This window comes from Streptomyces sp. 8N706, assembly GCF_052245415.1.
Lineage (GTDB): Bacteria > Actinomycetota > Actinomycetes > Streptomycetales > Streptomycetaceae > Streptomyces.
In genome coordinates, this window is the sequence record NZ_JBQQBW010000069.1 from 25,191 (window position 1) to 36,565 (window position 11,375).

The following is an 11,375-nucleotide window of genomic DNA, read 5'->3' on the forward strand; positions in this document are numbered from 1 at the left end:
CGCGGCTGAACTGCCGTCAGCCGGCGTGCCCCGCGGAGACCGGCTCGTCCAGCAGCACCACGTCCGACGCGATGAAGGCGGCGCCCACCGTGGCGCCCGGCTCCGGGGCGTCCCGCAGGGCGCACGCCGCTTCCAGGCGTGGCCCGTGTTCCGGCTCCAGGATCAGCGCGACATGGTTGCCCCGGAAGGTCCGCGCCGCCACCGTGCAGGGCAGGCCCTCCGTCACCGGGGTGAGCCGTACGCCCGCCGGGCGTACGAGCAGCCGGGAGGCGCCCTGCGCGGAGCCCGGGGGCACCGGCACCTTCCCCCAGGGCGTGTCGGCCACTTCACCGAGCACGGTGGCGGCGACCACGTTGTCGAAGCCGAGGAACCGCGCCACGAACTCCGAGGCCGGCCGCTGCCACACCTCCAGTGGCGTCCCGGTCTGCGCGATCCGCCCGTCCCGCATCACCACCACCCGGTCGGCCAGCGCGAACGCCTCCCCCTGGTCGTGGGTGACGGCGAGCACCGTGGTCCCCAGCCGGTGGAACAGCTCGCGCAACTCGACGACCAGCCGTTCCCGCAGGCTCCGGTCGAGCTGGCCCAGCGGCTCGTCCAGCATCAGCAGCTTCGGCCGGGGTGCCAGGGCACGGGCCAGGGCCACGCGCTGCTGCTCCCCGCCGGACAGCGCGGCGACCGGCCGCCGCTCGGCACCCGGCAGGCCGACCAGATCGAGCAGTTCGGCGACCGTACGCTCCCGCTCGGCCCGTCCGACGCGGTGCATCCGCAGCCCGAACGCGACATTGCCGCCCACGTCGCGCTGGGGGAAGAGCTGATGATCCTGGAACATCAGGCCCACCCCGCGCCGGTGCGCGGGCACACCGGTGCGGTCGCGCCCGGAGAGGATCACCGCTCCGCTGTCCGCGCGCTGCAGTCCGGCCACCACGCGCAGCAGGGTGGACTTGCCGCTGCCGCTGGGGCCCAGCACACAGACCGTCTCGTGCTCGGCGACCTCCAGGTCCACCGCGTCGAGCGCGGTGCGCTCGCCGAAACGGACGGTCACCTCCTCCAGCCGCAGCAAGGCCATCTAGAACTCCCCGGAACGGTCGGGGCGCAGGCGCTCCAGCGCCAGCAGAGCACCCGCGCACACCAGCATGAGAATGGTGCTCAGGGCCATCGCCTGCCCGTAGTTCAACTCCCCCGCGCGGCCCAGGAACCGGGCCACCGCCACCGGGAGGGTCGGGTTGTCCGGACGGGCGATGAACACGGTCGCTCCGAACTCCCCGAGGGAGATCGCGAAGGCGAAACCGGCCGCCACCAGCAACGCCCGCCGCACCAGCGGCAGATCCACCTCCCGCCAGGCCCGCAGCGGAGAGGCGCCGAGAACCGCCGCGGCTTCCCGCAGCCGGACGTCCACGGCCCGGAGTACCGGCAGCATGGTGCGCACGACGAACGGCACGCCCACCAGCGCCTGGGCGAGGGGCACCAGGAACCACGAGGCACGCAGATCCAGCGGCGGCTCGTCCAGCGCGATGAGGAAGCCGAAGCCGACGGTCACCGCGGAGGTGCCCAGCGGCAGCATCAGCAGCGCGTCGAACCCCCGGATCAGCCTCACGGCGCCTCCGGCGGCATGCGGGGCGCGGCCCTGCGGGTCGAGCACGGGCCCCGCGGCCCGGCGGGTTCCACCGCGGACGGCGGCGCGCCGCCCCCTGACGACGCCGCGGTCACTGCTCTCCCGCTCCCGCGCCGTCCCCGCTCTCCGCCCCGGCGCGCCCTCCGGCCCACCCGCGCGGGTCAGCGCCGCGGCCGCGAGCCCGCCCACCACCAGGGCGATCACGGTCGCCACCGCCGCGTACCGCAGCGAGTTCCAGACGGCCTGCAGCGGCGCGACGACGAAGGTCCCGCCGCCGGCGGCGGAGGACTCCAGAGCCCGGTAGAAGGCCAGTCCGTACCCGTCGGGCCCGGCGAGGGAGCGCTCCACCAGCACGCCCAACGGCACCACGATCAGCAGCGCGACCACGGCGAGCACGCTCCCGAGCAGGGCCCACTGTCCCGGTCCCCGCGGCCGCCGGGCGGTGGAGGCCGCGTCGACGAGCTTCAGGGCGGACTCCCGGCGCCGTACGGTCCACCCGTGCACGGCGAGGATGGCGGCCACGGCGGCGAACTGCACCAGCGTCAGAACGGCGGCCGTCGGAAGGTCCAGCAGCTGCGCGGTCTGCCGGTAGATCTCCACCTCCAGGGTGGAGTAGCGCGGGCCGCCGAGGATCTGGACGGCGCCGAAGGAGGTGAAGGTGAAGAGGAAGACCATCAGGGCGGCGGCGGCCACGGACGGGGCGAGCGCGGGCAGGGTGACCCGGCGCCATGCCGCGAACCGGCCGGCGCCGAGCACCCGGGCTGCCTCCTCCTGCCGAGGGTCGAGCTGGGACCACAGGCCGCCGACGGTGCGGACCACCACGGCGTAGTTGAAGAAGACGTGCGCGAGCAGGATCGCCCAGACCGTGGTGTCGAGCCGGACGCCCCAGAGCTGGTCCAGCATCCCGCCACGCCCCAGCAGCGCCAGGAACGCCGACCCGGCCACGACGGTCGGCAGGACGAACGGCACGACCACGACAGCCCGCAGCAGCTGCTTGCCGGGGAAGTCGAACCGGGCGAAGACGTATGCCCCGGGCAGCGCGATCGCCAGGGTCAGCCCGGTCGAGGCGGCCGCCTGCCACAGGGTGAACCACAGCACGTGCAGCAGCTCCGGTTCGGCGAGGACCTCGCCGATCCGGCCGGCCTGCCAGCGCCCGCCTTCCCGCAGGCCCCGCCCGACGATGGCGGCCACCGGATAGCCGAAGAAGACGCCGAAGAACGCGACGGGCACGGCCATCAGGGCAAGACGCACCACTGTCCCGGAGCCCGGCCGCCGCGCGTCGCGCCGACCGGGCCCGCGGAGCGCTCTTACCGCAGAACGAGCGAGGACCACTGCTCGACCCACTGCTCACGGTTGGCGGCGATCTTCTCCGGGGGCAGGGTCTCCGGGTGCTCGACCTTCACCCCGTACGTGGTGAACACCTCCGGCAGCTCGGCGCCCCGGAGCACCGGGTTGACGAACATCTGCAGCGGCACGTCCTCCTGGAAGCGCTCGCTGAGCAGGAAGTCGAGCAGCGCCTTGCCACCCTTCTCGTTCTTCGCCCCGTCCAGCAGTCCGGCGAACTCGACCTGCCGGAAGCAGGTACCGGTCGCGACGCCCGTCGGGGCCTTCTCGGGCCTCGGCTTCAGGTTCACCACCTCGGCGGACGGGCTGGAGGCGTAGGAGACGACGAGCGGCTTGTCGCCCTTGCCCTTGCCGCCGGCGGAGCCGGAGAAGCGGTCGTTGTAGGCCTGCTCCCAGCCGTCGACCACCTCGACGCCGTTGGCCTTCAGCTTCTTCCAGTAGCCCCGCCAGCCGTCGTCCCCGTACTTCGCGGCGGTGGCCAGCACGAACGCCAGTCCGGGGGAGGATGTGGCCGCGTTCTCGGTGACCAGCAGGTTCCTGTAGCGCGGCTTGACCAGGTCGTCGAAGGTACGCGGCGGGGCCAGCTTCTTGTCGGCGAAGTACTTCCGGTCGTAGTTGACGCAGATGTCCCCGGTGTCGACGGGAGTGACCCGGTGCCTGCCCGCGTCGAGCTGCACCTCGCGGTCCACCCGCGCCAGCCCCTTCGCCTCGTACGGCGTGAACAGATCCTTGTCGAGGGCGCGGGAGAGCAGTGTGTTGTCCACACCGAAGAAGACGTCCCCGCGGGGGTTGCCCTTGGAGAGGATCTCCTGGTTCACGGCCGCGCCCGCGTCACCGCCGCGCAGCACCTTCACCCGGTAGCCGGTCTTCCTGGTGAACTCCTTCAGCACCGCGTCCGAGGCGAGGAACGAGTCATGGCTGACGAGCGTGACGGTCTTCGACGCCGGACCGCCGCTCCCGGAACCACCCGACCCGCCGCAGGCGGCCAGCCCCGATATCCCGAGGGCCGCGGTGAGGGCGGTGGCGGTGACTCTGGTGGCGACGGCCTTGGTGGTGGTGTTCACTGAGTTTCCTCCTGGCTGCGTTCTCCGGGACCGGACCGGCTCCGGACCCCCGCCCAGGAAGAGACGCGGCCCCGCCCGGCGCCGTACGGAAACGGCTGCCCGGCGGGGCGCAACAGCATGAGTGGTGACCGAACTCCCTACGCCGGAATGACCCGGTTCAGGTTCGAGGGTCTGCGGCCTGACGATGCCGCACTCTCAGCGCTGTGGCGCTCCCCTGTCGGAATGTGCGTTTGTTCGATCACACACTAGCAACCGGCCCCGGCCCGGAACCCGGGACGGGTCGCTCAGCGTTCGGAGGCCGCCAGCTGACCGCAGGCCCCGTCGATCTCCTGGCCGCGGGTGTCCCGTACGGTCACGGGCACCCCGTGTGCCTCCAGCGCGGCCACGAACGCCTTCTCGTCCTCGGGCCGGGACGCCGTCCACTTCGAGCCCGGGGTGGGGTTGAGCGGGATGAGGTTGACGTGCACCCCGTGACCCTTGAGGAGACGGCCGAGCAGGTCCGCCCGCCATGCCTGGTCGTTGATGTCCCTGATCAGGGCGTACTCGATGGAGATCCGGCGGCCGGACCTCTCCGCGTACTCCCAGGCCGCGTCCAGGACCTCGCGGACCTTCCAGCGCGTGTTCACGGGCACCAGGGTGTCGCGGAGCTCGTCGTCGGGCGCGTGCAGGGAGACCGCGAGGCGGCACTTCAGGCCCTCGTCGGCGAACCGCAGCATCGCGGGCACGAGACCGACCGTCGAGACGGTGATCCCGCGCTGGGACAGGCCCAGCCCGTCGGGCTCGGGGTCGGTGAGGCGGCGGATCGCGCCGAGGACCCGGTTGTAGTTGGCCAGCGGCTCGCCCATGCCCATGAAGACGATATTGGACAGCCGTGCGGGCCCGCCGGCGATCTCCCCGTCGCGCAGGGCCCGCATACCGTCGACGATCTGGTGCACGATCTCGGCGGTCGACAGATTGCGGTCCAGCCCCGCCTGGCCGGTGGCGCAGAAGGGGCAGTTCATGCCGCAGCCCGCCTGGGAGGAGATGCACATGGTCACCCGGTCCGGGTAGCGCATCAGCACGGACTCGACGAGCGTGCCGTCGAAGAGCCGCCACAGGGTCTTACGCGTGGTGTCGGCGTCGCAGGAGAGGTGCCGCACCACGGACATCAGCTCGGGCAGCAGTTCGGCCGCCAGCTTCTCGCGGGCCGCCGCGGGGATATCCGTCCAGGCCGCCGGGTCGTCGGTGTAGCGGGCGAAGTAGTGACGCGACACCTGGCCGGCGCGGAAGGGCTTCTCTCCGATGGCGGCGACAGCCTCGCGGCGCTCGGCGGGGGTGAGGTCAGCAAGGTGCCGCGGGGGCTTCTTGGCTCCGCGCGGCACGGCGAAAGTGAGTTCTCCGGGTGCAGGCATGGTCCCCCCAGTGTCGCAGACGTACGAACGGGGCCCGCCAGGCGAATACGGCAGGCCCCGTTCCCGTACGAGACCGGCAACCGGTGATGCGTCTGCGCAGGTCAGCCGGGTCCGACAAAGATCACCAGAAGCAGCCACACCACCGGGGCGGTGGGGAGCAGCGAGTCCAGCCGGTCCATGATCCCGCCATGGCCCGGCAGCAGCTTGCCCATGTCCTTGATGCCGAGGTCACGCTTGATCATGGACTCGCCGAGGTCCCCGAGGGTGGCACTGGCAGCGACCGCGAGACCCAGCAGCAGCCCCTGCCACCAGCTGCCGCCGTCGATCAGGAACTCCAGACACAGCGCCCCGGCACCCATCGCGAAGGCCACCGCGCCGAGCAGTCCCTCACGGGTCTTGCCGGGGCTGATCCGCGGCGCGAGCTTGTGCGTGCCGAAGCGCCAGCCGACGGCGTACGCGCCGGTGTCGCTGACGACCGTGAGGAGCAGGAAGGTGAGCACCCGCCACGCACCGTCGTCGGCGGCCAGCATCAGCGCCACGAAGGTCGCCAGGAAGGGCACGTAGAAGGTGGCGAAGACACCGGCCGTCACATCACGGAGGTAGTCCTCGGGCGGTTCCGTCATCCGCCATACGAGCACCGCGAGTGTCGTGAGGGCCATGGCCACCCACGCGCCCTCGGCGTTGCGCACGTACCCCGCGACGATCATGCCGACGCCCCCGACCGCGAGCGGCACGAGCGGGATCCGGATGTCCTTCTTCTCCGAGAGCCGCGAGGACAACTCCCAGAGCCCGACGACCACCGCTGCCCCGATCACGCCGAGGAAGAGGGCCTTCACGATGAAGAGCGAGGCGATGATGACCGCGCCCAGACCGAGTCCGACCCCTATCGCCGCGCGCAGGTCCCGGCCCGCGCGCTTCTTCGAGGCCGGCTGCGGCTCGCCGGAGTGCCGCGACTGCCTGTGCACAGGGTTGTCCTCCGACCGCCGCTGCTCGTCGCGGAACGGGGAGCCGCTCAGCCGAGCGGCCCCCCGGTCACGGTCGTCCTGGTCTCCGCCTGTGTCGCGCACGATGGGCATGGGCCGAGTCTGCGCCGCGTCGCCCGCCGCGTGCGCGGGACCCGCCGGGGCAGGCCCGTGGTCGGGCGGACCCCAGAAGCCGGTGCCCGGCGGGGCCCCCCAGGATGAGTCGTTCATCAGACCTCGAGCAGCTCGGCTTCCTTGTGCTTGAGCAGCTCGTCCACCTGTGTCACATACTTCGCGGTGGTGTCGTCGAGCTCCTTCTCGGCGCGGCGGCCCTCGTCCTCGCCGACCTCACCGTCCTTGATGAGCTTGTCGATGCTCTCCTTGGCCTTGCGGCGGACGCTACGGATCGAGATCTTCGAGTCCTCGCCCTTGCCCTTGGCTACCTTGATGTACTCGCGGCGGCGCTCCTCGGTGAGCTCCGGGAACGTCACCCGGATGATCCTGCCGTCGTTCGACGGGTTGACCCCGAGGTCGGAGTCGCGGATCGCCTGCTCGATGTTCCGCAGCGCGCTCTGGTCGAACGGAGTCACCACCGCCATGCGCGGCTCCGGCACCGAGAACGACGCCAGCTGGTTGATCGGCGTCGTCGCACCGTAGTAGTCCGCCACGATCTTGTTGAACATCGCCGGGTGCGCACGCCCGGTGCGGATCGCGGCGAAGTCCTCCTTGGCGACCACTACGGCCTTCTCCATCTTCTCCTCGGCCTCGAGGAGGATCTCTTCGATCACCACTTGCTCCTGGTCTTGTGAGTGAGCACAGCCCCGCCCTGCGCTTCTTCTCCTGCACGGTGTCCGACCGGCAGGCCGTTGTCCATCCCCGCGCCGGGCTGTTCGTACGGCCGGGAATTGCCCCACTTGCCCGCGGTACAGGGCCCGTTCGTCAGGCCCGGGTTCCCTGATCGCTGACGAGTGTGCCGATCTTCTCACCCTTCACCGCACGCGCGATGTTGCCTTCGGCGAGCAGCTCGAAGACGAGGATCGGAAGCTTGTTGTCCATGCACAGGGTGATGGCGGTGGCATCGGCGACCTTGAGGCCGCGGGAGAGCACCTCGCCGTACTCCAGTGCATCGAACTTCACCGCGTCCGGGTTCTGCTTCGGGTCGGAGTCGTAGACACCGTCCACGCCATTCTTGCCCATGAGCAGCGCCTCGGCGTCGATCTCCAGGGCGCGCTGGGCGGCGGTGGTGTCGGTGGAGAAGTACGGCATGCCCATGCCCGCGCCGAAAATGACGACGCGCCCCTTCTCCAGGTGCCGTACGGCCCGCAGTGGAATGTACGGCTCCGCGACCTGGCCCATGGTGATGGCGGTCTGGACGCGGGAGTCGATGCCCTCCTTCTCCAGGAAGTCCTGGAGCGCGAGGCAGTTCATGACGGTACCGAGCATGCCCATGTAGTCCGAGCGGGCCCGGTCCATGCCCCGCTGCTGGAGCTCGGCGCCGCGGAAGAAGTTGCCGCCGCCGATGACGACGGCGATCTCCGCCCCGCCGCGGACCACGGCGGCGATCTCCCGCGCCATGGCGTGCACGACGTCGGGGTCGACCCCGAGGGCCCCTCCGCCGGCGAACGCCTCACCGGAAAGCTTCAGCATGAAGCGTCGGCGTTTGCCGCCGTGATCGCTCTTGTCGGCCTTGTCGGCGCCCTGATTCATGGAGATCTCCTCGTGCACATACGAGAAGGCCATTGCCGGTGGGTCCTGTCGAGCCCTCTGCGGCAATGGCCTCCTCGTCACATCTGCGGTCGTCCGGCTTGTTAAGCGGGCGACTGCCCCCGACCCTATCGGGTCAGGCGTATTCCGTCGCTGAACGGAGCGTCCGGGACTCAGACACCGACCCGGAAGCGGGCGAAGCGCTTCAGGGCGACACCGGCCTCGTCCAGAACCTTCTGGACGGACTTCTTGTTGTCCTTGGCGAACGCCTGGTCCAGGAGCACGTTCTCCTTGAAGAAGCCGTTCACCCGGCCCTCGACGATCTTCGGCAGGGCACCCTCGGGCTTGCCCTCCTCGCGAGCGGTGGCCTCCGCGACGCGGCGCTCGTTCTCCACGGTCTCGGCCGCGATGTCCTCACGGGAGAGGAACTTCGGCGAGAACGCGGCGATGTGCTGCGCGACGTCCTTGGCGACCTCGGCGTTCTCCTGGTCCAGCTCGACCAGGACGCCGACCTGCGGGGGCAGGTCCGGGCTGGTGCGGTGCAGGTAGGAGGCGACGAAGCCGCCGGAGAACTGCGCGAAGCGGTCGAGGACGATCTTCTCGCCGAGGGTCGCGTTGGCCTCGTCCACGAACGCCTGGACGGTCTTGCCGGCCTCGATCTCGGAGGCGAGCAGGGCCTCCAGGTCGGCCGGGGAGGAGGCAGCGACATGGGCGGCGATGGCGTCGGCGACGGCGACGAACTTGTCACCCTTGGCGACGAAGTCCGTCTCGCACTTCAGCTCGACCAGCACGCCGGACTTGCTGTCGTCGGCGATACGCGCGACGACGGCGCCGTTCTCGGCGCTGCGGCCCTCGCGCTTGGCGACGCCCTTCTGGCCCTTGACGCGCAGAATCTCGACGGCCTTGTCGACGTTGCCCTCGGCCTCGTCCAGCGCCTTCTTGCAGTCCATCATGCCGGCGCCGGTGAGCTCACGGAGCTTCTTGACGTCAGCGGCGGTGAAGTTCGCCATGGTCTGTCAATCTCTTCTCGAAAAGTCGATTGGATCTACGGGTGAACGGCGGGGGCACCTGCCCCCGCCGTCATCAGCCGTGACGCCGCGGTCCTCCGGGATCGGCTCCCGGGCTCCCGCGGGCTGCGGTCAATCCGGGGAACGTTCCCCGGACGCCCCGTGTCAGGCCTGCTCGGTCTCCGCGGCGGCCGGTGCCTCGGCCGGGGCCTCAGCGGGGGCCTCGGCAGCAGCCTCTGCGGGCTTCTCGGCCTCAGCCGGCTTCTCGGCCTCGGCCGGCTTCTGGGCCTCGGCGGCGGCCGGCTCGTCGGCCTTCTTGTCGCCCTCGAGCAGGTCGCGCTCCCACTCGGCGAGCGGCTCGCCGGCCTTCTCGCCCGGCTTGGTGTCACCGGTGGCGGCGCCGGAGCGGGCGATGAGGCCCTCGGCGGCGGCGTCGGCGATCACACGGGTGAGCAGGGTGACGGAGCGGATCGCGTCGTCGTTGCCCGGGATCTTGTAGTCGACCTCGTCCGGGTCGCAGTTGGTGTCGAGGATCGCGACGACCGGGATGTTGAGCTTGCGCGCCTCACCGACGGCGATGTGCTCCTTCTTGGTGTCCACGATCCAGACGGCGCTGGGCACCTTCTGCATCTCGCGGATACCGCCGAGGGTCTTCTCCAGCTTTGCCTTCTCGCGGGAGAGGACCAGGAGCTCCTTCTTGGTGAGGCCGGAGGCGGCCACGTCCTCGAAGTCGATCTCCTCGAGCTCCTTCAGGCGCTGGAGGCGCTTGTAGACGGTCGAGAAGTTGGTGAGCATACCGCCCAGCCAGCGCTGGTTGACGTACGGCATCCCGACGCGGGTCGCCTGCTCGGCGATGGCCTCCTGGGCCTGCTTCTTGGTGCCGACGAACATGATGGAGCCGCCGTGGGCGACGGTCTCCTTGACGAACTCGTAGGCGCGGTCGATGTACGACAGCGACTGGAGCAGGTCGATGATGTAGATGCCGTTGCGCTCGGTGAAGATGAAGCGCTTCATCTTCGGGTTCCAGCGGCGGGTCTGGTGCCCGAAGTGGACGCCGCTCTCCAGCAGCTCCCGCATCGTGACGACGGCCATGGCCGTACTCCTTGAGGTACTCGGTTTCACCGCGGCCGGGTGGCCGCTGTGCCTGACACCCCGACGCGCCTGCCACGGAGTGCTGTCCATGGACCGAGGGACGCGGCCGCGGTACGTGGCCCGAGAGAGCTGGATGTACCTGGCGGCGGGGCGTGCGAAGTCGACCCGGTGACCCGGATCGCCACCAGAAGTGTACGGGACCGCCGAACCACGGTGCGACACTCACCGAGGCCATACGGCGGGCTCGGGAGCGGGTCGGGCAGGGGCGGGCGGCCGACGGGCGGGAGCCGAGCCGGAGCCGGACGGCTGAACGGTCCCGGGCCGGACGCGTTCGGGGGCGCGGCCCGGGCGACGGACCGGGCCCGTACCCGACAGACCGCCGGGCGGGAGTCCGCTCGGAGGCTGGAACCGAGGGCCGACCGGAACCGGGCCGGAGCGTACAGCTAACGGGGCCGGAGTCCGCTCTGGAGTGCGGACCGGGGGCCGGGTTGGTGTCCGACAGCCGGATGGGCGGGAGTCCCCGCTCGAGGGCGGGGGTCGGGCAACGCCGCGGGCGGGGCAAGGATGGGGACCGAAGGGAACCGGGGGACGGCGGGGCCGGGGGCCGGGGAGGGCTGGGGGCCGGGAGGGCCGGGCTGGGGACCTGATCCCCCTCGAGCGCGCGAGTCCGGGCCGCAGCAGGCCCACAGGTGGGGGCGGAGCCGACGGACATTTCCCAGGCCATCACCCAGCCGAATGACGGACTTGTCCACAACCAATCGGTAATCCACAGATTCGACCCATGATCCCCACGCGGCGTCGCGACAGGCCAGTCTCGGTCCATGCGCAGCGACCGTCATTCCCCGTCTCCATGGCACGGCTCCGTCCTCCGTCCACGGGGCGGCCCCGGGCTCCGGCACCAGCACGCCCGCTCCGAGTGTCAGAACTCCCGTGAACCCGACCTGTCCTCCACTGCCCAGGGACGAGGCGTCGCCCGTTCCCGGGCAGTGGCCTTCCTGGCCCTGCTGCCGCTCCTGCTGGTCATGACGGTGTCCGGGAAAGCCGCTTCCAGCGGGACAAGGGAGTCGGACCGTCCTGAGGACGCCGGCCCATCCCATGCGTCCCGGGTGCAGACGACCGAGGACCGCGGGCGCGACCGGAAGGCAGGAGAAGACGCGGAAGTGGGCGGGCCGAAGGACGGGCCCGGGGCGCGGGGGGTG

9 protein-coding genes and 1 riboswitch are annotated in these 11,375 nt (G+C 71.0%); all 9 genes read right to left on the minus strand.

The genetic code is table 11. From position 1 onward, the window contains the following. Positions 1-16 precede the first annotated feature (16 nt). The 9 genes from ACTWQE_RS23080 to rpsB all read right to left on the minus strand — a co-directional run bounded on the left by ACTWQE_RS23080 (position 17) and on the right by rpsB (position 10,176). Complete coding sequence (locus ACTWQE_RS23080; RefSeq protein WP_443330937.1) at positions 17-1,066, minus strand: ABC transporter ATP-binding protein; 1,050 nt, start codon at positions 1,064-1,066, stop codon at positions 17-19. Then, positions 1,067-2,848 (minus strand): ABC transporter permease, encoded by a 1,782-nt coding sequence (locus ACTWQE_RS23085; protein ID WP_443330938.1) that lies wholly within the window; start codon positions 2,846-2,848, stop codon positions 1,067-1,069. Between the two features lie 71 nt (positions 2,849-2,919). After that, complete coding sequence (locus ACTWQE_RS23090; protein WP_443330939.1) at positions 2,920-4,020, minus strand: thiamine ABC transporter substrate-binding protein; 1,101 nt, start codon at positions 4,018-4,020, stop codon at positions 2,920-2,922. Positions 4,021-4,136: 116 nt separating this feature from the next. Continuing rightward, a riboswitch (TPP riboswitch) is annotated at positions 4,137-4,246 on the minus strand. A gap of 58 nt (positions 4,247-4,304) precedes the next feature. Next, positions 4,305-5,411 carry a 23S rRNA (adenine(2503)-C(2))-methyltransferase RlmN gene (gene rlmN, locus ACTWQE_RS23095; protein WP_443330940.1) on the minus strand — a complete coding sequence of 369 codons (1,107 nt, stop codon included), beginning with the start codon at positions 5,409-5,411 and terminating at the stop codon, positions 4,305-4,307. Positions 5,412-5,512: 101 nt separating this feature from the next. After that, positions 5,513-6,604 carry a phosphatidate cytidylyltransferase gene (locus ACTWQE_RS23100; protein ID WP_443330941.1) on the minus strand — a complete coding sequence of 364 codons (1,092 nt, stop codon included), beginning with the start codon at positions 6,602-6,604 and terminating at the stop codon, positions 5,513-5,515. Continuing rightward, complete coding sequence (gene frr, locus ACTWQE_RS23105; RefSeq protein WP_443330942.1) at positions 6,604-7,161, minus strand: ribosome recycling factor; 558 nt, start codon at positions 7,159-7,161, stop codon at positions 6,604-6,606. Before frr ends, ACTWQE_RS23100 begins: the two co-directional genes overlap by 1 nt. A gap of 151 nt (positions 7,162-7,312) precedes the next feature. Continuing rightward, entirely contained in the window at positions 7,313-8,080 is a 768-nt protein-coding gene (gene pyrH / locus ACTWQE_RS23110; protein ID WP_443330946.1) for a UMP kinase, read from the minus strand. A gap of 170 nt (positions 8,081-8,250) precedes the next feature. Next, entirely contained in the window at positions 8,251-9,087 is an 837-nt protein-coding gene (gene tsf, locus ACTWQE_RS23115; RefSeq protein ID WP_443330943.1) for a translation elongation factor Ts, read from the minus strand. 162 nt (positions 9,088-9,249) lie between these two features. Beyond that, a complete protein-coding gene (rpsB, locus tag ACTWQE_RS23120) occupies positions 9,250-10,176 on the minus strand; it encodes a 30S ribosomal protein S2 (RefSeq protein ID WP_443330944.1) in 927 nt (308 codons plus the stop codon). Positions 10,177-11,375 lie beyond the last annotated feature (1,199 nt).